General features: G+C 71.8%; 21 protein-coding genes and 1 tRNA gene. 6 read left to right on the top strand and 16 right to left on the bottom strand.

Going from position 1 to position 19,490, the window contains the following annotated elements:
• Nucleotides 1–29 precede the first annotated feature (29 nt).
• The 6 genes from AB0B85_RS05700 to AB0B85_RS05675 form a co-directional block, all read right to left on the bottom strand.
• The gene (locus AB0B85_RS05700; protein WP_357403939.1) at nt 30–533 is read right to left on the bottom strand and encodes a hypothetical protein; all 504 of its coding nucleotides are present in this window, start codon (nt 531–533) and stop codon (nt 30–32) included.
• Nucleotides 534–701: 168 nt separating this feature from the next.
• Entirely contained in the window at nt 702–4,322 is a 3,621-nt protein-coding gene (locus AB0B85_RS05695) for an adenylate/guanylate cyclase domain-containing protein (RefSeq protein WP_357403937.1), read from the bottom strand.
• Nucleotides 4,319–5,155: an MBL fold metallo-hydrolase gene (locus AB0B85_RS05690; RefSeq protein ID WP_357403935.1), complete on the bottom strand. Its 837-nt coding sequence runs from the start codon at nt 5,153–5,155 to the stop codon at nt 4,319–4,321. The genes AB0B85_RS05695 and AB0B85_RS05690 overlap by 4 nt, the downstream gene beginning before the upstream one ends.
• 134 nt (nt 5,156–5,289) lie before the next feature.
• The gene (locus tag AB0B85_RS05685; RefSeq protein ID WP_357403933.1) at nt 5,290–5,751 is read right to left on the bottom strand and encodes a RidA family protein; all 462 of its coding nucleotides are present in this window, start codon (nt 5,749–5,751) and stop codon (nt 5,290–5,292) included.
• Nucleotides 5,748–5,903, bottom strand: coding sequence for a DUF4177 domain-containing protein (locus AB0B85_RS05680; protein WP_007466198.1), 156 nt, complete (start codon nt 5,901–5,903; stop codon nt 5,748–5,750). The genes AB0B85_RS05685 and AB0B85_RS05680 overlap by 4 nt, the downstream gene beginning before the upstream one ends.
• A gap of 45 nt (nt 5,904–5,948) precedes the next feature.
• Entirely contained in the window at nt 5,949–6,431 is a 483-nt protein-coding gene (locus AB0B85_RS05675) for a hypothetical protein (protein WP_357403931.1), read from the bottom strand.
• A 678-nt stretch (nt 6,432–7,109) separates the two neighbouring features.
• Between AB0B85_RS05675 and AB0B85_RS05670 the strand changes: the two genes are divergently transcribed.
• The 3 genes from AB0B85_RS05670 to AB0B85_RS05660 are packed head-to-tail and all read left to right on the top strand — an operon-like array spanning nt 7,110 to nt 9,814.
• Nucleotides 7,110–7,604, top strand: coding sequence for a hypothetical protein (locus AB0B85_RS05670; protein WP_357404152.1), 495 nt, complete (start codon nt 7,110–7,112; stop codon nt 7,602–7,604).
• 26 nt (nt 7,605–7,630) lie between these two features.
• A complete protein-coding gene (locus AB0B85_RS05665) occupies nt 7,631–8,608 on the top strand; it encodes an ArsA-related P-loop ATPase (protein WP_357403929.1) in 978 nt (325 codons plus the stop codon).
• 54 nt (nt 8,609–8,662) lie between these two features.
• Nucleotides 8,663–9,814: an ArsA-related P-loop ATPase gene (locus AB0B85_RS05660; RefSeq protein WP_357403927.1), complete on the top strand. Its 1,152-nt coding sequence runs from the start codon at nt 8,663–8,665 to the stop codon at nt 9,812–9,814.
• A 6-nt stretch (nt 9,815–9,820) separates the two neighbouring features.
• On the opposite strand, the gene AB0B85_RS05655 is transcribed toward AB0B85_RS05660, so the two are convergent.
• On the bottom strand, nt 9,821–10,141 hold the full coding sequence (locus AB0B85_RS05655) for a WhiB family transcriptional regulator (RefSeq protein WP_184179440.1): 321 nt from the start codon (nt 10,139–10,141) through the stop codon (nt 9,821–9,823).
• 407 nt (nt 10,142–10,548) lie between these two features.
• Between AB0B85_RS05655 and AB0B85_RS05650 the strand changes: the two genes are divergently transcribed.
• Complete coding sequence (locus AB0B85_RS05650) at nt 10,549–12,990, top strand: transglycosylase domain-containing protein (RefSeq protein WP_357403925.1); 2,442 nt, start codon at nt 10,549–10,551, stop codon at nt 12,988–12,990.
• 117 nt (nt 12,991–13,107) lie between these two features.
• Here AB0B85_RS05650 and AB0B85_RS05645 read toward each other — a convergent pair whose 3' ends face one another.
• Complete coding sequence (locus AB0B85_RS05645) at nt 13,108–13,563, bottom strand: GatB/YqeY domain-containing protein (RefSeq protein WP_357403923.1); 456 nt, start codon at nt 13,561–13,563, stop codon at nt 13,108–13,110.
• 25 nt (nt 13,564–13,588) lie between these two features.
• Between AB0B85_RS05645 and AB0B85_RS05640 the strand changes: the two genes are divergently transcribed.
• On the top strand, nt 13,589–14,482 hold the full coding sequence (locus AB0B85_RS05640) for a metallophosphoesterase (protein ID WP_357403921.1): 894 nt from the start codon (nt 13,589–13,591) through the stop codon (nt 14,480–14,482).
• Nucleotides 14,483–14,552: 70 nt separating this feature from the next.
• A tRNA-Pro gene (locus tag AB0B85_RS05635) sits at nt 14,553–14,629 on the top strand.
• 56 nt (nt 14,630–14,685) lie between these two features.
• Here AB0B85_RS05635 and AB0B85_RS05630 read toward each other — a convergent pair.
• Genes AB0B85_RS05630 through AB0B85_RS05595 form a run of 8 tightly spaced genes read right to left on the bottom strand, consistent with a single transcriptional unit; the run spans nt 14,686 to nt 19,490 of the window.
• The gene (locus tag AB0B85_RS05630) at nt 14,686–15,777 is read right to left on the bottom strand and encodes a tyrosine-type recombinase/integrase (RefSeq protein ID WP_357403919.1); all 1,092 of its coding nucleotides are present in this window, start codon (nt 15,775–15,777) and stop codon (nt 14,686–14,688) included.
• Entirely contained in the window at nt 15,777–16,043 is a 267-nt protein-coding gene (locus AB0B85_RS05625; RefSeq protein WP_112734980.1) for a helix-turn-helix domain-containing protein, read from the bottom strand. The genes AB0B85_RS05630 and AB0B85_RS05625 overlap by 1 nt, the downstream gene beginning before the upstream one ends.
• An 11-nt stretch (nt 16,044–16,054) precedes the next feature.
• On the bottom strand, nt 16,055–17,782 hold the full coding sequence (locus tag AB0B85_RS05620) for a replication initiator (protein ID WP_357403916.1): 1,728 nt from the start codon (nt 17,780–17,782) through the stop codon (nt 16,055–16,057).
• Nucleotides 17,779–18,000 carry a hypothetical protein gene (locus AB0B85_RS05615; protein WP_112734978.1) on the bottom strand — a complete coding sequence of 74 codons (222 nt, stop codon included), beginning with the start codon at nt 17,998–18,000 and terminating at the stop codon, nt 17,779–17,781. Before AB0B85_RS05615 ends, AB0B85_RS05620 begins: the two co-directional genes overlap by 4 nt.
• A gap of 5 nt (nt 18,001–18,005) precedes the next feature.
• A complete protein-coding gene (locus AB0B85_RS05610; protein ID WP_357403914.1) occupies nt 18,006–18,443 on the bottom strand; it encodes a hypothetical protein in 438 nt (145 codons plus the stop codon).
• Nucleotides 18,440–19,054, bottom strand: coding sequence for a hypothetical protein (locus AB0B85_RS05605; RefSeq protein ID WP_357403913.1), 615 nt, complete (start codon nt 19,052–19,054; stop codon nt 18,440–18,442). Before AB0B85_RS05605 ends, AB0B85_RS05610 begins: the two co-directional genes overlap by 4 nt.
• Nucleotides 19,039–19,305 carry a hypothetical protein gene (locus tag AB0B85_RS05600; protein ID WP_357403911.1) on the bottom strand — a complete coding sequence of 89 codons (267 nt, stop codon included), beginning with the start codon at nt 19,303–19,305 and terminating at the stop codon, nt 19,039–19,041. Before AB0B85_RS05600 ends, AB0B85_RS05605 begins: the two co-directional genes overlap by 16 nt.
• The gene (locus AB0B85_RS05595) at nt 19,302–19,490 is read right to left on the bottom strand and encodes a hypothetical protein (RefSeq protein ID WP_357403909.1); all 189 of its coding nucleotides are present in this window, start codon (nt 19,488–19,490) and stop codon (nt 19,302–19,304) included. Before AB0B85_RS05595 ends, AB0B85_RS05600 begins: the two co-directional genes overlap by 4 nt.

The following is a 19,490-nucleotide window of genomic DNA, read 5'->3' as shown; positions in this document are numbered from 1 at the left end:
GCTCGAAAATACCCAACCCGGCCGGCGGCTCAGCGCACCGTGTCCGCCGGAGCGGCACCGGCCGAACCGGTACCCTCCTCGGCGGGCGCCGCGACCGCAGCGGCGTCGGACGAGGCGACAGCACCGGCCGACGCGCCCCGGCGGGCATCCAGGCGCAGGCCGACGGCGGTGGCCACGGCACCAAGACCCTCCCAGGCCGCCACCCCGAAGAACCGGTCCGGAGCGATGTCGGCGAGCACCGCGATGGTGAACACGGTGAACGTGACAAGCCGGAAGACCACGGTGAATCGATAGAACACCCGCCACTCGGTGATCGTGGCGAGCAGGTAGTAGACGCCCATGTTGAACGCCGCCATCGAGGACGCCAGCAGGAACGTGCCGGTGTAGTCACCGGCAGCACGCGTCTCCGGCACCTCGAACCCGAGCAGGCGCAACTGCGCCTCCGGCCAGAGCAGCCCGACCGCCCCCATCACCAGCGCCAACACGCCGAAGACCGCGATGGTCCAGCCCGCGATGGAACGCGGCAGCTTCATGAAGGGCCTCCCCAGGCACGGCGACGGCCCCCACTGTGGACCGGCACACGGTGGTGACACGCTAGCCCCTCACCCCCACCACCACATCCCCAGAACCGGCAAAAACCGTGCCACCTCCGCCCCTGCCCCATCGATCGAAGGGCTCGGTCAGGAAGCCGTCACCAAGGGTCAGGCGGGGATGGCCAGCCGGGCACGGAGGGCGTTGGCGGCAGCGCGTTCGCTGCGCTGCTCGGTCGCGTACGCCAGGCGGACCGCCTCGTCCGCGGAGGACCGCGCCTCCGTCGGGTAACCACAGGCAGCCAGCGCCTCGGCCAGCACACTGGCCGCGATCACCTGGCTACGCACGTCCTCGGCCGGCGCGGCGACCGCCCGCCGGGCCCAGTCCAACGCCTGCTCCCGCTGACCGTGCGCGAGCAGGGCCGCCGCGTACTGGGCCATCGTCTGACGGCGGGAGAGCAGCAACGAGGGCGCGTTCGCGGCGGCCGTCGCCACCGGGGCGAGCAGCCCGACAGCGGTCGCCGAGTCGCCAGCGGCCAGCCGGGCCGTCGCCAGCAGCACCCGGGGTGCCACCTGGGCGGGGGCCTGCGGGTTGTGCGGCTCCACGGCCGTCAGCACCGAGCGGGCCGCCCGCTCGGCGGTCTCGCAGTCGCCCAGGTCCAACGCCACGAAGCCGCGCAGCGTGCCGGCCATCCCGGTGAGCAGCGGGTGCGAGGTGCGCTCGGCGTACGCCAGGGCGTCGGCGAGCAGGTCCGCCGCGTGCTCCGGTTCGCCCAGCCCACGCGCCACCACCGCCCGGACCACGAGCGCGAACCCGCGCCCCCAGTCGTCGGAGGCGGCGGCGAACTCCCGGTACGCCCGCCGCGCCTCCCGGTCCGCCTCGGCCAGGTCGCCCAACTCGGCGGTGGCGAACGCCGCCACCGCACGGAGCGTGCCCACCGCCCACGCCTCACCGACCCGCTCGCCGAACGGCAGGAACACCTGCGCCATCCGGCACGCCTCGCGGAGTCGACCGGCGAGCAGCCGGGCGAACGCCGTGGTGCCGCGCAGCCAGGCCCGCCCGTACGGGTCCTTCAGCTCGGCGAAGAGCCGGGCGGCCCGGCCGAGCACCGCGTCGGTGCCGGCGAAGTCACCCCTGGTGGTGGTCACCCAGGCCAGGTTCTGCAGCGACCACGCCTGCCCGCGCCGGTCCTGCGCACCGAGGCTGACCTGGTACGCGGCAGCCAACCGGCTGCTCGCCTGGCTCAGCCGCCCGGCCACGAAGTCGGCCATGCCGAGCCGGCGCATCGCCGTCGCCCGCTGCACGGGCAACCCCGCGGCAGTGGCGACCTGCAACGCCTCGTGCCAGGCGGTCATCGCCCGACCTTGATCACCAAGTGTCTCCTGGGCCTGCCCGGCGAGCAGCAGGGCACCGACCCGGGTGGCCTCGTCCCCCGCGTTCGCGGCGATCTTCTCCGCGTACGCCAGCGCGTCGGCGACCCGGCCCACCTGGAGCAGCGCCCGCGCGTGGACCACCCGATCGGCCGCCGGCACCCCGTCGCGGGCCAGTTCGGTGGCGCGTTCGGCGTACTCCACGGCCAACACCGGCTCACCGTCGGACAGCGACCGGCGGGCGGCCCGACCCAGCGCGGCGACGCCGAGCGGCACCACCGCCCGCGCCGGCGCGTCCGGGCGCAGCTTCACCGCGTCGGCGAGCGTCGCGGCCCGCTCCACGTGCGTCGCCACGAAGTCGTCCCGGGCCTCGTCGGTGAACCCGCCCACGGCGCTGCCCGCGGCCCCGTCCGCCGGTGCGGCCCAGCGGGCCAACGCGGCGTGCCGCTCGGCCAACTCCGCCTTGCTCACCCCGGCGTACGCGGCCTCCCGCATCAGCGGGGTCGCGAACGAGTAGCCGACCCGGGAGCGGTGCAGCATCCGGCGTTGCAGCAACTCCTCGACAGCTCGGTCCAGCTCGACGGCGACCACTGCCGACGGCCGGCCGTCCCGGCCGGAGCGCTGCTCGCGCATCGCCTCCAGCGCACCGGTCGGCACCGTGTCGCCGATCACCGCGGCGTCGCGCAGCACCGAGCGGGCGTCCGGCGGCAGCGCGTCGATCCGGGCCGCGAGCACGGCGGCGAGGTCACGGGAGAGCAGCCGGCTGCCGAGCGAACCGGGCACCAGCCGCCAGCCGGCCGACGAGCTGGGGTCCCGGTCGCCGGAACCGGGCCGGGCGCCGCGCGCCGTTTCCGTGGTGAGCGCCCCACGCTCGATGAGCAGGGTGACCAACTCGGCCAGGTAGAACGGGTTGCCCTGTGCGGTGGCGAGCAGCCGGTCCGCGTCGGCCGGCGGCAACTTGCCACCGCCGAGGTAGCTGGTGAGCAGCCGCGCCGCGTCGGCACCCCGCAGCGGCGGCAGGGAGTGCACCTCGGCGTCCGCGACCCGGGTCAGCGCGCCGGCGGTACGCACCAGCTCGGGGCGGCCGAGCAGCAGCACCAGCACCGGGCCGGCGAGCCGGGACAGGGTCAACCCCAGCGCGCCGATCGTCTCGGCGGTGGCGTCGTGCAGGTCGTCCACCACGATCACCAGTGGCGCCTCCGAGGCGAGCCCGCTGAGCAGGTCGGCGACCGCGTTCGGCAGCACCTCGGCATCCGCGGTCGAGGCGCCCGACCCGCTCCACTCGCCGGCGTCGGTGCCGGCGTGTGCCGACAGTTCGGCGTACCCGAGCAGAGCGAGCAACTGCTCGGTGGCGATCGGCGGGGTTTCCCCGCCGGAGCGGGCGAGCCGCTGCCCGAGCCGTCGCAGCCGCTCCTCCACCGCCGGTCGGGTAAGCGCGGTGGCGGCGTCAGTGGGCAGGCCGACGGCGGCCCGCACCAGGTCGGCGAGGGGCGCGAGCCGGCGTCGCTCACCGAACGCGGCGCAGCGCACCGAGAGCACCCGGGCGCCCGTGTGCGCCGCGTACCGGCCGGCACCCACGTCGTACCCGGCGGCGAGGCGCTCCACCTCCGCGGCGAACCGGGACTTGCCGATGCCCGCCTCGGCGGTCATCAGCAGCACCCGCGGGTCACCCTGGTCGATCACCTCGGCGAGCCGCCCGGCGATCCGGCCGATCTCCGTCTCCCGGCCGACGTACGGCGCCTCGTCACCGAGCCCCGACCGGGTGCCGGGCGCGTCCAGCAGACCCAGCAGCTCGTACGCCTCGACCGGCTCACGCTTGCCCTTGAGCCGCAGCGGACGCAGTGCCCGCCAGGAGGACACGTGCCGGGTGGCGGCGGCGGTGCGCCCGCCGGCGTAGACCGCGCCGACAGCGGCGGCGTCGGCGAGCCGGGCGGCGGTGTTCACCGTGTCGCCGATGACCGTGTATTCGATGGCGGCCTGGATGCCGGCGATCACGTCGCCGGTGTTCAACCCGACCCGCAGCCCGAGCGGCGCGCCGCCGCCCCGCTCGTCGTCGAGCACCCGGCGGACGGCCCGCTGCATCGACAGGGCGGCCCGGACCGCGCGTTCGGCGTCGTCCTCGTGCGCCACCGGCGCACCGAAGACCGCCATGATGCCGTCACCTGTCAACTTGTCGACGTGCCCGCCGAAGGTCTTCACCGCGCCGGCGAGGGCGGCCAGCACCCGGTCGGTGACCGCGCCGACCCGTTCCGGGTCGAGGTCCTCCGACCAGGAGGTGAACTCGGAGAGGTCGCCGAAGAGCACGGTGACCACCCGACGCTCGGCCGCCGGCAACGTGGCGGCGGCCGGCAGCGCGGCACCGCAGTTGTGGCAGAACCGCGCACCGGGAACGGCTACGGTTCCACACACGGGGCAGGTCACATGTGCTCCAACCCACTGACCCCGGGTGCGGATTCCCCGCTGCCGACACCCAGATATTCCAACTGCGCGCGGACCGACCACTCAGCCGCCCACCAGAGCGAGCGGTCCACGTCCGCGTAGACCACCGCGACCACGTCGGCGGGCGTGTCGGCGCCGGCCGCGACCGCGGCCCGGACCTGGTCCAGCCGGGCCCGGCGGTGCGCGAGGTAGAAATCGGCGGCGGCGGCGCAGTCGGCGAGCGCCGGGCCGTGCCCGGGCAGCGCCGGAATTCCCCGGTACGCGGACAGCAACTCCAGGCTGGTCAGGTAGTCACCGAGGTGCCCGTCCGGGTGTGCGACAACGGTGGTGCCCCGGCCGAGGATGGTGTCACCGGTGAGCACCACCCGCTCGTCGCCGTGCTCGACCAGGAAGCACACCGAGTCGGCGGTGTGTCCCGGGGTCTTCAGCAGACGGACCGCCAGGCCGAAGTCGCCGAAGTGCTCGCCCGGCTCGCTGAGCGGCTCGGCGCCGATGGTGTGCGCCGGGTCGACGGCGAGGACGTGGACCCCGCCGAGCAGCTCACTCAGCTGGGCCGCGCCCTCGGTGTGGTCGGGGTGGCCGTGGGTGATCAGGATCAGCCCGATGGGGCCGTGTTCGGCGATCCGGGTCAGGTGCCCCTCGTCGGCCGGCCCGGGGTCGACCACGATGGCGGACCCGGCTGTCGGGGCGCGCAGCACCCAGGTGTTTGTGCCGTCGAGGGTCATCGGCCCCGGGTTCGGCGCGCGCAGCAGTGTCACCCAGGTCGGCAGTCCGTCGGCAAGCGCCGCCGCCGGCGCCGTCACGTGCCCGCTCATGGCTGCGATGGTACGACCCCGCCCACCCCGCCCCACGATCTTGCCCACCGAACCAGAAGGAAGGGCCCCTGATCAACGCTTATGTGGAGAAAGGGGCCCTTCCCGACGGCGGACGGGCGAGCGACGCCGAAGCGTCAGGCGACCTCGACGATCAGTTCGATCTCCACCGGGGCGTCCAGGGGCAGCTCGGCCACCCCCACGGCACTGCGGGCGTGGCGGCCGGCCTCGCCGAAGACGGTGCCGAAGAGGTCGGAGGCACCGTTGATCACTGCGGGTTGACCGGTGAAGCCCGGCGCGGAGGCCACGAAACCGGTCACCTTGACCACCTTGACCACGTTTTCCAGGCCGACAAGCGAGTCGACAGCGGCCAGCGCGTTGAGCCCGCACCGCTGGGCCAGATCCTTCGCCTGCTCGGCGGAGATCCCGGCGCCGACCTTGCCGGTCGCGAGCAGCTTGCCCTCGGCGATCGGCAACTGGCCCGAGACGTACACGTGTTGACCGGACTGCACCGCCGGCACGTAGCTGGCTACCGGCGGCACGACCTCGGGCAGGTCGAACCCCAGCTCGGCGAGTTTCGCGTGCGGACCGTTGCTCACGCCTTCGGCCGCTTCAGGTAGGCGACCAGCTGGTCGGGGTTGGGCCCGGGGACCACGGCGACGAGTTCCCACCCGTCCTCGCCCCAGTTGTCGAGGATCTGCTTGGTCGCGTGGACCAGCAGCGGGACCGTGGAGTATTCCCACTTCTGCATCGCTGAAGGGCTCCCTCTCGGTGCGGAATTTGTTCGAGGGACAGCCTACGGTCCGCTGGCCGGGCGAGGCGCGGGACGCTGCTCCGGCGCGGCCGGCACCTCCCCGCAGAGCCCTTCGTGCTCGTACCCCTGGGGGCAGCGGGACCGGTCGGGCAGCAGCAGGTCGCAGAAGACCCGGTGCCGATTGTTCTGGTCGTCGGCGTTGGAGACGGTGGTCTCGCCCGCATCCAGCTCGGGTAGGAAGCCCAGCGACACCGCGACCCGGCCGGCCAGCACGGTCGCCGCCGCCAGGCTCGGCACCCGGATCGGTAGGTGGATGACGAAGCCGGGCTCGTCGTCGTCGCGGGCCCGCTCGGCGGCGTGGCCCGGTGCCCGGCCCGCCTCCACCTGCTCCGGCATCCGGCGGTACGACCGTTCGTTGACCGGCTGGCCACCGACCTGCCCGCCGGCCGGGACCATGGGCCCGGACCGGTGCGGCCGTTCGTTGGTCGGGAACTGGGTGCGAGGGATGTTGTCCACGTCGCGCATGCACTGCCTCCGGTCGTACCGCTCGGATCACTCTTCCGGTCCGGACCCATTCGTCCGTTCCGGCCCCCGCGCCGGGACGAAGGTAGGTCCGGGGCCGCAGTCCCGCCAATAGGACGCGCCCGAATGGCCACCTACAGTCACATATGCGACAGAGGCCAGGTAAATGACCAGATGGTGCTCCGGACGCCCGGTCCGGCCGGCCGGGTCGGTGGGCAGCCGCGCGGCACGGGCGACACCACTGCGGTCATCGACCGCTACCCTTCCGGTCGGGCGGTCGCGCAGCGCCCGGCAGCCCGCTCGATCACGCTCGACGCCAGGGGTGGCGGCGGGCGCCGCACCCCCCGGGGGAGAACGATGACCCAACCGCCAAGCGGCGACCAGGCCCGCCCACCCGCTCTCCCGCCGACCCAGCCGGAACCCACGGATCAGCCCGGCGTCGCGGCCACCCCCACCCAACCGGCCGCCGCCGCGCCGACCGGGCAGCTCGCGCTCCCGGCGCCGCCCGCACCGGCGGCGCTGCCCGCGCAACCGACCATTCCCGGCCCGGCGTTCCCGGCACTGCCCGCGCAACCGACCATCCCCGGCCAGCCGGCCTTCCCGGCGCCGACCGGCGGGGCTGACGCTGCCGGCACGTCGGCCGCGATCCCTACCCAACCCGGCACGCCGGGCCCCTCGACCATCCCGCCACCCCCACCGGCGTACCCGCCCTATCCCGGGGCGGCCGAGCCGAAGAAGAAGCGCGGTCTGCTGATCGCGGTGATCGCGCTCGTCGTGATCATGGTGCTCTGCGTGGGCGGTGGCGTGCTGGCGTTCCTGACCCTGCGCAACGCCGAGACCGGCGAGGGCGCCAAGGAGCCGGCGGTCGCCGTCGACGAGTTCCTCACCGCGGTCTACAAGGACCGTGACGCGACCAAGGCGGCCAGCCGGGTGTGCGCGGCCTCCCGCGACGACGGCAAGATCGCCGCGAAGGTGGCCGAGGTGCAGAAGTACGCGTCCGAGTACCAGAACCCCCGGTTCAAGTGGACCACCCCGAAGGTGGACAACCAGACCGGTGACCGGGCCACCGTCTCCACCCGGGTCACCATGACCACCGCCGACGAGAAGGTGGCCGACCAGGACCTGCGCTTCACAGTGGTGCAGAAGACGGGTTGGTGGGTCTGCGAGGTCGCCTGACCACCGGGCGTGGATAGGCTCGACGGGTGTGTGCAGCTGAGCGGCCGTTCGACCCGGCCGGTACCGGATGGTCGGCCCGCCTCCACGTGGTGACCGGCAAGGGTGGCACCGGCAAGACCAGCGTCGCGGCGGCCCTGGCCCTCGCGCTCGCCGCCGGGGGCCGGCGCACCCTGCTTGTCGAGGTCGAGGGGCGGCAGGGCATCGCCCAACTCTTCGGCATCGATCCGCTGCCCTACGAGGAGCGGCACCTCGCCGAAGCGCCGGACGGCGGTGAGGTGCGCGCCCTCGCGGTGGACGCGGAGGAGGCGCTGCTCGAATACCTGGACATGTTCTACAAGCTGGGTGCGGCGGGGCGGGCGCTGCGCAAGCTCGGTGCCATCGACTTCGCCACCACAATCGCACCGGGTCTGCGGGACGTGCTGCTCACCGGCAAGGTGAAGGAGGCCACCACCCGCACCTCGGGGCAGCGGCGGGCGTACGACGCGGTGGTGCTGGACGCCCCACCGACCGGGCGGATCGGTCGGTTCCTCAACGTCACGGCGGAGACGGCCCGGCTGGCCAAGGTGGGCCCGATCAAGACCCAGAGCGAGGGGGTAGCCGCGCTGCTGCGCTCCCCGATCACCGCGGTCCACGTGGTCACGCTGCTTGAGGAGATGCCGGTGCAGGAGACGGTGGACGCCATCGCCGACCTGACCGCTCTCGGTTTCGGCGCCGGCAAGGTGATCGTCAACGGCACCCGGCCCCCGCTGCCCGCCGGCCAGGCGGTCACCGCCGCCGAGCTGAGGCGTGGGCTGGTCGCCGCCGGACTGCCGGCCGATCGGGACACCGTGGCCGGTTTGCACCAGGAGGCGCGAGACCAGGTCATCCGGCGGGAACTGGAGGATTCGCTCCGCGCCGACCTGGTGGAGATGGGGCTGCCGATGGTCGAGCTGCCGTTGCTGCCCGACGGGGTGGACCGGGCCGGGCTCGCGACACTGGCCCAGGCCCTCGTCCGCGCCGATTGACTCACACCTGGGCGCAGCACGGGCGCGTGGACCCACCCGGCCCGATACGCTCGATTGGTGCCTTCCGAAGACGCGGCGCCGCAGCTGGACGTCGACCAGATCCTCGCCGACCCCGGCGTACGGATCATCGTGTGCTGCGGTGCCGGCGGGGTGGGAAAGACGACCACGGCCGCGGCGCTGGCGCTGCGGGCGGCCGAGCACCACGGCCGGCGCACTGTGGTGCTCACCATCGACCCGGCCCGCCGGCTGGCCCAGTCGCTGGGCCTTACCGAGCTGGACAACACCCCCCGCCAGGTCAAGGGGATCGACGTCGAGAGCAGCGGCGGCGAGCTGCACGCCATGATGCTCGACATGAAGCGCACCTTCGACGACGTGGTGTTGCAGCACACCGATCCGACGAAGGCCGCGGAGATCTTCGCGAACCCGTTCTACCAGGCGATGAGTTCGACCTTCGCCGGCACGCAGGAATACATGGCGATGGAGAAGCTCGGCCAGCTGCACGCCCGGGGCGACTGGGACCTGATCGTGGTGGACACTCCGCCGTCCCGCTCGGCACTTGATTTCCTGGATGCCCCGGCCCGGCTCTCCCGCTTTCTCGACGGCCGGATGCTGCGGCTGCTGCTGGCTCCGGCGCGCAGTGGCGGACGGAGCATGTTCAGCCTGGTCACCGCCTCGTTCGGGATGTTCTCGAAGGTGGTGCAGAAGGTCCTCGGGGCGCAACTGCTCACCGACCTGTCCGGCTTCGTGGCCGCACTCGACTCGATGTTCGGGGGTTTCCGGCAACGGGCCGAGCAGACGTACCGGATCCTGCAGGCGCGGGAGACGGCCTTCCTGCTTGTCGCGACGCCGGAGCCGGACGCGGTCCGGGAGGCCGCCTACTTCGCGGGCCGGCTGCGGGAGGAGCGCATGCCGCTGGCCGGCCTGGTGCTCAACCGGGTGCACCGACCAGCGGTGCCGGAGCTGGACGCCGAGCAGAGCCGGGTCGCCGCCGAGCGACTGACCGAGCTGGGTGGGCACGAGGCCACCGCCGACGTGCTGCGGGCGCACGCGGCGCTGGCCCGTCAGGCGGTACGCGAGCAGCAGGTCGCGGCGCGGTTCACCGAGGCGTTCCCGGGGGTGCCGGCGGTGTCGGTGACGGCACAGCCCGCCGACGTGCACGACGTCGACGGGCTACGGACGATCGGCGCGGCGATCAGCCGGCCGTGACCGTCGTCAGTTGGCCGCACTGACGAGGATCTTGTCCTTTCCGGCCTTTTCCTTGCTGTTCTTCTTCATCGCGGCCTCGAACATCTTGCGCCAGCTCGTCACCTGCGGGTGTCGACGCAGCAGCGCCCGCCGTTCGCGTTCGGTCATGCCGCCCCACACACCGAACTCGATCCGGTTGTCAAGCGCGTCGGCCAGGCACTCGTACCGAACTGGGCAGCTCCGGCAGATCCGCTTCGCCACGTTCTGTTCGGCGCCCTGTACGAACAACGCGTCCGGGTCCCCGTTCTGACACGCCGCCAGCGACGGCCAGTCAGTGATCATGCCCATGTGTACACGTCCCCCCTTGCAGTACCTACCGACCTCGTCGATGCACGCCAGCCGGCAATTCCCCCCGATCGCCCGGCTCGCCTTCCCCAAGGCGGCACGGACGACATGTGGCGCTGTCGCCGACCCCATCATGCTCTGTAGTCGACTGATTACGCAACGTTGTCGGCGAAATCCATCATTCCGGACACTCCCGGCTTCCCGGGCCTTCGACCGCCGCTTACCCCGCCGAGGTCGGCGATAACGCTGCGCCGCCTCATCCGATCGGAGGAGACTCACGCCGGGTCACACGCAACCAAGCACCGGGGGTCGTGCGTTTAGCACAACGAGGGCAGCGCGCGCAGGAAATGGGGAAAGAACGCCCCGGCAGCCCTCGTTCCCTACTCGCGTACCCTGTCGAGGTGACCTGGATGCGGAAACGTGACCACAATGTGCTGACCAACGCCGCATCGCTGCTGGTGTGTGGCCTGTTGGCCGGCGTGGTGGTCGCTGCGGCGGCCTTTCCCGCGGTGGCGATGTCCGGCTTGGCCGCCAAGGCCGGCGCCGAGACATTCGGCGCCCTGCCCACGGAGCTGACGGTGGCCCGCGCGCCACAGATCAGCTACCTGTTGGCGTCGGACGGCAAGACACCACTCGCGACGATGTACGACGAGAACCGGCGCGACGTGAAGCAGGCCGACATCTCTCCGTACATGCAGAAGGCCATCATCGCGGCCGAGGACCACGACTTCTACAAGCACAACGGCGTCGACATCAACGGTGTCGCCCGGGCGTTCGTCAACAACCAGAGCGAAGGCTCCGGCCGGCAGGGTGCCTCCACGCTGACCATGCAGTACGTCCGGCTGGCCATCGCCTACTCGGCCACCCACCCGGCCGACGTGGTCGCGGCGACCGAGGACACCAGCGCCCGCAAGCTCCGGGAGATGCGGCTGGCCCTCCAGGTCGACAAGGAATTCTCCAAGGACGAGATCCTCACCCGCTACCTCAACCTCGCCTCGTTCGGCAACGGCGCGTACGGCATCTACGCCGCCAGCCAGGTCTACTTCGGTAAGCCGCCGAGCAAACTCAAGATCGAGGAAGCGGCGCTGCTGGCCGGCATGGTCAAGGCACCCACCACGAACGACCCGACCACCGAGGCCGGCTACCCGCTCGCCAAGGACCGGCGCGACTACGTCATCCAGAACATGGTCGAGATCAAGGCCATCACGCAGCAGGAAGCCGACGCGGCCAAGGCCGTCGAGCTGAAGGTGAAGGACAAGCGCACCCCGAACGGCTGTGTCGCCGCGAACGTCAACAGCTGGGGCTTCTTCTGCGACTACTTCTACCGCTGGTGGTTGCAGCAGGAGACGTTCGGTTCGAGCAGGTACGACCGGGATCGGCGGCTGAAGAGTGGCGGCTACACCGTGGTCACCTCGATCGACGTGCAGGCCCAGAAGGGCGCCGACGCGGCGGTCCGCCGGGCCAAGAGCGAGAACAGCAAGGAAGCCGCGATGGTAGCGGTGGTCGAGCCCGGCACCGGCCGGGTCCGGGCGCTCGCGGTCAACCGGCAGTTCAAGCTGGACGACCCGAAGAACCCGAAGAACAAGATCTCCAGCGATCCGGCGAAGAGCAAGAAGAAGATCCGGGGCAACTACCCGGCGACTGTCAACCCGCTGCTCACCGGCGGTGACGGCATCACCGGTTACCAGGCCGGCTCGACCTTCAAGATCTTCACCATCCTGGCCGCGCTGGAGAAGGGCCTCCCGCTCAGCTACACCATCAACGCGCCACAGCAGTTCAAGTCGGAATACATCATCAGCCCCAGCAGCGACGCGGCGTGCCCCGGTACCCACTTCTACTGCCCGACCAACTCCGGCCTGAAGGCCGGTGGCGTACAGAACATGTGGACCGCGTTCGCCCAGTCGGTCAACACCTACTTCGTCCCGCTCCAGCAGCAGGTCGGCGCGGAGAACGTGGTCAGCGCCGCCAAGCGGGCCGGCATCCAGTTCCGCACCGACGAGGACCTGACCCTGGAGAAGGGGGCGCACCAGTGGGGTGCCTTCACCCTCGGCGTCTCGCAGACCACCCCGCTGGACCTCGCCAACGCGTACGCGACCCTGGCGGCGGACGGCACGTACTGCGAGCCGATCCCGGTGCAGGAGATCCGCGACCCGGACGGCAACAAGCTGGACATCGCCAACCCCCGCTGTGAGAAGCGGTTCAGCACCGACGTGGCCCGCGCCGCCGTGGACGCCGCCCGCTGCCCGGTCGGCGACAACTCCACCACCAGCAAGTGCGGAAGCAGCCGCACCGCCGGCGTCGTGAAGGGCATCGTCGACGCGCCGGTGGCCGGCAAGTCCGGCACCACCGACTCGGAGAAGACCGCCGCCCTGGTCGCCATGACCAAGCAGTACTCGGTGGCCGGCATCATGGCCGACCCGGACTGGCCGCAGACGAACGTCAAGATGAAGCACAAGGAGAAGGACGGCATCAACCCGCCGGTCTACGAGACGTTGCGGGATGCCATGAAGGGCAAGGACCGCATTCCGTTCGCCGCGCCGGGCCAGAAGATCTCCGAGGGTGACCAGCGCAGCATCCCCGACGTGAAGTGCGTCTCGGTGGATCAGGCGAAGTCCCGGCTCAAGGGCGCCGGTTTCGAGCCGGTGGTCTCCGACGCGAAGGTGCCGTCGTCCTGCCCCGCGGGCACCGCACACGGCACCAGCCCGGACGGGCGCACCATCAAGGGTGGCGTGGTCACCATCCAGGTGAGCAACGGTGGCGGCGGCGGCACGCCGGGCACTCCCGGCGGCGCCGGCCAGCCCGGTCAGCCCGGCGGCCAGCCGGGTCGACCCGGTGGTCGACCCGGCGGCTGAGTCGGCGAGGAAGACACGACGGGCGGGCACCCACAAGGGGTGCCCGCCCGTTTCCGTAGGTCCGGACCACCGCAGCCCGCTGACGCTCAGGGGAACGCCGACCGGGACGCCGGTGGATCAGAGGCCGAGCTGTCTGCGTACCTCGGCGGCCACCCGGCCACCCTCGGCCTGGCCCGCCACCGCGGCCTGGGCCGCCTTCATGGCCGGGCCCATCTGGGCCTTGCCGGTGAAGCCATCCGCGGCGAGCGCCCCCGACACCAGCTCGGTCAGCTCGGCGTCGGAGAGCTGCTTGGGCAGGTAGCGGTCCAGCACCTCACCCTCGGCGGTCTCCTTCGCGGCCTGCTCGGCGCGGCCGGCGTCGGCGAACGCGGTGGCCGCCTCCCGGCGCTTCTTGGCTTCCTTGGTCAACACCACGAGCACCTCGTCATCGGTGAGCTCGCGCTTGGCCTTGCCGGCGACCTCGGCGGTGCCGACGGCGGCCAGGGCCATCCGCAGCGTGGAGGTGGTCAGCTCGTCGCGCGCCTTGAGCGCGGAACGCATGTCGGCGGTGAGGCGGTCCTTCAGCGTGCTCATGGACGGTCAAACTACCCTGAACGCCATGCGAAAGCGCACACTATTCCGGCTTGCCGCCGGAACCGCCACGGTCGGCGCGGCCACGCTCGCGTACGCGTCGCTCATCGAGCGCAACATGTTCACCCTGCGGCGGTACGACGTGCCGGTGCTGCCGGCCGACGCGGAGCCACTGCGCGTGCTGCACCTGTCGGACCTGCACATGATGCCCGACCAGGCGCGCAAGCAGCGCTGGGTGGCGTCACTCGCCGCCCTCGACCCCGACCTGGTGGTGGTGACCGGCGACAACATGGCCCACCCGAGCGCGGTGCCCGGAGTGCTGCGGGCCCTGCAACCGCTGCTCGACTACCCCGGGGCGTTCGTGTTCGGCTCCAACGACTACACCGGCCCGGTGTTGAAGAACCCCTTCACCTACTTCCTGCCCGACCGCGAATACACCGAGGGCGTCGAACTGCCCTACGAGGAGCTGCGCCAGGTGTTCACCGGCGCCGGCTGGGCGGATCTCAACAACGCGCGGACCACGCTGAAGGCCGGCGGTCGGCAGGTCGACCTGGTCGGTGTGGACGACCCCCACATCGACCGGGACGACTACCCAAGCGTCGCCGGGGCGGTCTCGTCCTCGGCGGACCTGTCCATCGCGGTGACGCACTCCCCCGAGCCGCGGGTGCTCGACCAGATGGCCGCGGACCGCTTCGGGCTGCTGCTCGCCGGGCACACCCACGGCGGTCAGGTCTGCGTACCGGGCTACGGCGCCCTGGTGACCAACTGCGGCCTGCCCCGGTCGATGGCGCGCGGTCTGCACCGCTGGCCCGGCTCCGACTCCTGGCTGCACGTCTCCGCCGGCCTGGGCACCCACCCCACCGCCCCGGTCCGCTTCGCCTGCCCCCCGGAGGCCAGCATCCTCACCCTCATCCCCCGCTGACCGCCCCCGGAGGGCGGGGGTACCGAGTTTGACCATCCGAGCGGGTGGGCTACTATTTGTCGGCACGCCTCGGGGTGTGGCGCAGCTTGGTAGCGCGCTTCGTTCGGGACGAAGAGGTCGTCGGTTCGAATCCGGCCACCCCGACCAGAGGTAACAGCAGGTCAAGGCCCCTCCACGGAGGGGTCTTGATTCGTTTTCAGGGCTCATCGCTCATCCTGAGGCAGCAAGAAGGCAGCGAACGACGCGAGCACCCTGCGATCCCGGTCGCGGGTCGAGTGCGTGTAGCGGTCTAGGGTCGTGGACGTCTGCTCGTGGCCCATCACCTTGGCAACGTCATTGATCGGCACGCCATCGGAGACGAGCCAGGTCGCATACGAGTGCCGCAGGTCGTGAAACCGGAGCGCGAGGGGCAGCCCGGCCCGTTGCAGCGAAGGCTTCCAGATCCGCGCCCGGAAGGTGCCGCGCTTGAGCGGTTCGCCGGTCCGGGCAACGAAGATCAGATCTTCGGCGCCGGTCTCGAAGGACTGCCGGTGGTCGGCCAGCGCCTGGACCACGAAGGGCGGCAGCGGCACAGTTCGCCGGCCAGCTCGTGACTTCGGGTAGGGCTTGAGCGTGACGTGTCCTGACACCTCCTCCGCGACCCGCACCACCCGGAGCGCGCCCGCGGCCAGGTCCACGGCATCCCAGCGGAGTCCCGCGCACTCGCCCCAGCGGATGCCGGTGCCGGCCGCGACGGCGACCAGGGCGCGATACCGGTCCGGGACGGCGGGGAGAAGCCTGTCGAACAGATCCGCGCGGGAGATGACCAGTTCGTCGGTGTCCATGCGCCGCCGGGGCGGGAGACGGACGCCCTCGCAGGGGTTGAAGCCGATGAGCCGGTCACGAACCGCCGACCGGAGCACCCCTGACGTGAGCCGGTAGCACTCGCGCACCGTAGCCGGCGACAGCCGCTCCCCCAGCTTGGTCACCCACTCCTGCACGGCCGAGTGTTCGATCTTCGCCAACGGCACCGCACCCCAACGCGGCACGACGTGGTTTCGCATGATGGAGGCATCGCGGGCAGCAGTCGCCTTCTCGTCGTTGCGATTGCTCAGCCAGCGTTGCGCGTAGTCAGCGAAGCGGAGCCGGCCGGCATCGGGAGCGACGTACGTTCCGCGGTTGAGCGCCGACTCGACTTCGGCCAGGAAGGCGTTGGCCTCCTTCTTGGTGCGGAACGTCTTTGATCGCTGCTGGCCGGCCGGATCACGCCAGCACGCCCGGTGACGCCCAACGGGAGTCTTACGAACGAAGCCCATCAGGCCCACCCCTCCGATGCTCGGTTGTCCTGCTCGTCGGCCTCGTTGAGCCAGTCGTGGAATCGCTTCTTGGGGATAACCCAGCGCCCGCCGAGCTTGCGGGCGGGTATCTCTCCCTCGCGGACCAGGGCGTAGGTGCTGCCCAGGGAGAGCGAGAGCAGGCGGGCGACCTCGCGGACGGAGTAGACGGCGCGGGTGTCACTAGTGCGCAGGATCCGACCGGGCAGATCCGGACGGGTGGCGGTGGGGATGGTGGCGCGTTCCATTGCTCCTCCGGTCAGGATGTGGGGTGGTCGACGGTGGTCGGGGCGGCGGTGGCAGCGCGGTCTCTCGCGGCTAGGAGCGCGGCCTTCCATTGCGCCCGTTGCGACAGGGCACGTAGGAGCCGGTGTTGCAGGGGTGGGATGTCGGGGTCGTCGGGGCGGGCCATTTCCCAGGCGTAGGCGGTGGGTTGGTCCGGGCCGGCGGGGTCGGAGCCGTCGGCGCCGGTGGTGATGCCGAGGAGGTTGCGGACCCAGGCGCGAGCGTCGGCGCGGTGATCGGCCAAGGTCTTTCCGGACCAGTCGCGGGAAACCAGGATGCGGCGCCCACCGATGCCGAGGGTGGCACGTTGGTGGACCTTGCCTTTGCAGCGTCCCGCTTGCAGCCGTCCGTGTGCCTTCTTCGGTTGGATGCCGTAGAGCAGCCAGTTGGCGCACCGCTCGTTGCACGGCGTCACCCGCAGTTGGTGCCACAGCCGGTCAAGGTGGTCCCGCTGCCGGTCGGTGTCGGTCTTGTGGCAGTCGGCGGCGCTCTTGGTGATGTACTTCGTGATGTAGCCGATGGTGCGGTCGGCGTGCACGGTTCCGGGGGTGACGCCTTCGGCGTGGACCTGCCGCCCGAAGCGCACAACGTGGACGGGTTCGGCGTCGGGGTCGGCGTCGATCAGGTCCAGGGCGTCAGCCCAGGACGGCAGCGGCTGGGCGGTGTCAGGGTCGACCCACTCCCCGCGGTCGTTATCCCAGAGGGGCAGCCGGTCGAGGGAGTACACGGGTTCGTCAGCGGGTGGCCACCACACCTGGTGGTAGGTGGCGGCGGCGACCTGCCGCAGCACCGCGCGGGGGATGGTTCCTCGGATGGCGAAGTGCGCGTGCGGCGCCAGGCGGCGTTGGGGCTCGACGCACCCGGCGTATTGGACGTTCCAGCCAGCGCACCGCCTAAGGTTCTGCCAGAACCGGTCGAGGAGCCGGGCGAAGTGCACCGCATCCCAGGCGGCCCGCCGGTAGTCGTAGCTGTCCGGGTCGACCGGTGTCCCATCGGGCCGAACTCGACCGTAGCTGTCGAGGGTGAGCGACAGCCACATCGACGGGCGGTGTTCGGTGCCGTCGGGAGCGGTGTAGACCTTGCCGAGGGTGCGTCGTTCTACCTTCTTGCGGGGTAGGTCGGGGGCGTCCTGGCGACGTTTGGTGGACCGCTTGCGCCGGGCGCCGTCAGAGTCGTCCTCGTCGTGAGGTGGGGCGACTTGCCCGCGTAGCCCTTCGGCGGCGATGGCTTCCTCTACCTCCGCGATGGCGTGGTCGATGCCGGGTACCTGGTCAAACTGCGCGGCGCGTTGGGCCTCATCGCGGGCGAATTCCAGGTGTGCGCGCAGCAGGATCAGCTCCCGCTGTGCATCGGTGGCGGGGTCAGGCGCGGGGGCGGGTTCGTCGGTGCGGTGCCAACCTTCACGGATCTGGGTCTGGCGCAGCCGACGGGCGCGTTTGGCGCACGGCTCGCACTTGTCTTCCCGGGTGGAGCCGCAGGGCAGGTCGATGACTTCGGTTTGGCCGGTGTGCAGGTCGGTGCGGCGCAGGGTGACCGGGCGCAGACAGACGCCGTACTCGGCGGCCATCTCGGTGAGCACCTGACGGGACATGGGCAGAGCGAGGCGGGCGGCACGGGACCCGCTCGCCGGCGGGACAGCCGGGGCGGGGGTGGGTTCGGTGGTGGCGTCGGGGGCGAGGCCGGGCAGGGTCGGGGCGGTCAACGGGTCACCTCCGGGAGGTCGAACAGGGCGGGTTGGGTGTCACCGATTGGGGTGGTGCGGGTCGGGCCGGCGGTGCTGGCCCAGCGGTGGGCGGCAGCGGTGTGGCGTTCGCAGGTGGTTTCGGCGCGGTAGCGGCCGGTGCCGGGTTGGCCGGCTTCGATCAGGGCGGTGGCTGGCCCACCGCAGCGGGCGCAGTAGGTGGGCCAGCCGGTAGCCATGGCGGTCAGTGGCCGCAGCCGGGGCAGTGCAGACCGGGGCAGCAGCGACCCGAGCGGCGCAGTAGCAGGGCGATGACGATCAGGACCAGGACGCCGCCCGCGATAGCGGGGAACGCGGCCCGGATCGTCTGAACGAGCTGCGCGGCGAGGTAGCCGACAGCGGCGATGGCGCCCACGGTCGGGACGGCGATCGCGGCGGCGGTCCGACCGCGGTTGACCCTGCGGGTCGGGGCGGGTGTGGGTCGGGTGGTGTCGAGGAACCGCACCGTGACCGTCACCCGGGAGTCCCCGGGGATCAGTTGGGGCTCGCTCATGGAGAGCAGCCGGTTGGAGTCGCGGACCAGGGCGACGGTCGCGGCGACTTCGGCGGGGGTGCCGACGATCCGGCGAGCGACGACGGTGGGGCGGCGAGTTTGGACGCGGGCGAGCTGGGTGCGGGTCATCGGGTCACCTCCGAGGTGAAGACGTGGCCGTTGCGGGGCGACTGGACGACGGAGGACACCAGCGCGGGGCGCAGCACCGGCGTCGGGGTGGGCATCGGTGCGGTCGGGACCACGGCGGCCGGAGCCGGATCGGCGGGCATGTCGACCGGGGCGATGTCGGCCGGTTCCTCTGCTGCGACTGGCGTGGGCCGGGTCGGAGCCGGAGCCGGGTCGGTGGGCTTGCCGCTGAGGATGAGCTTGGACAGGGCGAGGAACGCCAGCGCTGGAACCGAGGACAGCAGCCGAGACGAGAAGCTGTCGTTGGCGACGGCGATCTGCGCGGCCAGGGACAGCGCCACGGCGGCGATGAGGATTGCCAGCGGGTAGAGCACGGAGGCTTCCGAGTGGTGGCGGCGGCGTCGGCGGATGACCAGTAGCGCGGCGGCCGGGGTCAGTTCGGAGATGACGGCGTTGGACCAGCCGAACCATTCGCCGGTGCCGGCGGGGGCGTGGAGCATGGTCCAGTCCTTGACGTGGGTGAACGACGCGGCGCCGGCCATTCCGCCCACGGCCAGGAGGATGAGGACCAGGGCGATGGCTTCCAGCCGGTCGGCGTTCAGGACGCGGCGCATTCGGTCACCTCCGACTCGGGCGCGGTCGGCGGGGTGGGGCGGAGCCAGGCGACCAGGTTGCGGATGTAGATGGCGCCGTAGGCGAAGCAGGAGACGAGGAAGCCCCACTGCTCGGTGGTGATGGAGTAGGCCAGCCACAGGAGTTGGGCGGCGAGGCCGACGGCCCAGCCGGTCCAGGAGCGCTTACCGGCGAGGTAGAGGCCGGTGACGCCGACGGCCATCAGGAGCCAGGACCACAGCTGCGGGTTCATGCGGCCCACCCCCACGCTTCGGCGGCGTCGGCGGCGATCTCGGCGTGCCGGGCGAGGGCGGCGGCGAGGATCGCGTCGGCGTGGGTGTCGGGGGCGCAGTAGGGGCACTGCTGGTCGGGGTCGGTGTGGGCGAGGTCGAGGCAGGTCCGGCGGATGGGCCGGCGGTTGAGTCGACGGGTACGCAT

Source organism: Micromonospora sp. NPDC049044 (assembly GCF_040649215.1).
Classification (GTDB): Bacteria; Actinomycetota; Actinomycetes; order Mycobacteriales; family Micromonosporaceae; genus Micromonospora.
Note: the sequence above shows the minus strand (reverse complement) of the source record. Positions and strands in the feature narration are given on the sequence as shown.

Coding starts and splice junctions, on each gene's coding strand:
- AB0B85_RS05640 (WP_357403921.1), top strand. CDS start 13,589: ATGCGAAAGCGCACACTATTCCGGCTTGCCGCCGGAACCGCCACGGTC.
- AB0B85_RS05655 (WP_184179440.1), bottom strand. CDS start 10,141: ATGGGCATGATCACTGACTGGCCGTCGCTGGCGGCGTGTCAGAACGGG.
- AB0B85_RS05700 (WP_357403939.1), bottom strand. CDS start 533: ATGAAGCTGCCGCGTTCCATCGCGGGCTGGACCATCGCGGTCTTCGGC.
- AB0B85_RS05605 (WP_357403913.1), bottom strand. CDS start 19,054: ATGCGCCGCGTCCTGAACGCCGACCGGCTGGAAGCCATCGCCCTGGTC.
- AB0B85_RS05610 (WP_357403914.1), bottom strand. CDS start 18,443: ATGACCCGCACCCAGCTCGCCCGCGTCCAAACTCGCCGCCCCACCGTC.
- AB0B85_RS05675 (WP_357403931.1), bottom strand. CDS start 6,431: ATGCGCGACGTGGACAACATCCCTCGCACCCAGTTCCCGACCAACGAA.
- AB0B85_RS05645 (WP_357403923.1), bottom strand. CDS start 13,563: ATGAGCACGCTGAAGGACCGCCTCACCGCCGACATGCGTTCCGCGCTC.
- AB0B85_RS05690 (WP_357403935.1), bottom strand. CDS start 5,155: ATGAGCGGGCACGTGACGGCGCCGGCGGCGGCGCTTGCCGACGGACTG.
- AB0B85_RS05615 (WP_112734978.1), bottom strand. CDS start 18,000: ATGGCTACCGGCTGGCCCACCTACTGCGCCCGCTGCGGTGGGCCAGCC.
- AB0B85_RS05625 (WP_112734980.1), bottom strand. CDS start 16,043: ATGGAACGCGCCACCATCCCCACCGCCACCCGTCCGGATCTGCCCGGT.
- AB0B85_RS05650 (WP_357403925.1), top strand. CDS start 10,549: ATGCGGAAACGTGACCACAATGTGCTGACCAACGCCGCATCGCTGCTG.
- AB0B85_RS05595 (WP_357403909.1), bottom strand. CDS start 19,490: ATGCGTACCCGTCGACTCAACCGCCGGCCCATCCGCCGGACCTGCCTC.
- AB0B85_RS05630 (WP_357403919.1), bottom strand. CDS start 15,777: ATGGGCTTCGTTCGTAAGACTCCCGTTGGGCGTCACCGGGCGTGCTGG.
- AB0B85_RS05680 (WP_007466198.1), bottom strand. CDS start 5,903: ATGCAGAAGTGGGAATACTCCACGGTCCCGCTGCTGGTCCACGCGACC.
- AB0B85_RS05600 (WP_357403911.1), bottom strand. CDS start 19,305: ATGAACCCGCAGCTGTGGTCCTGGCTCCTGATGGCCGTCGGCGTCACC.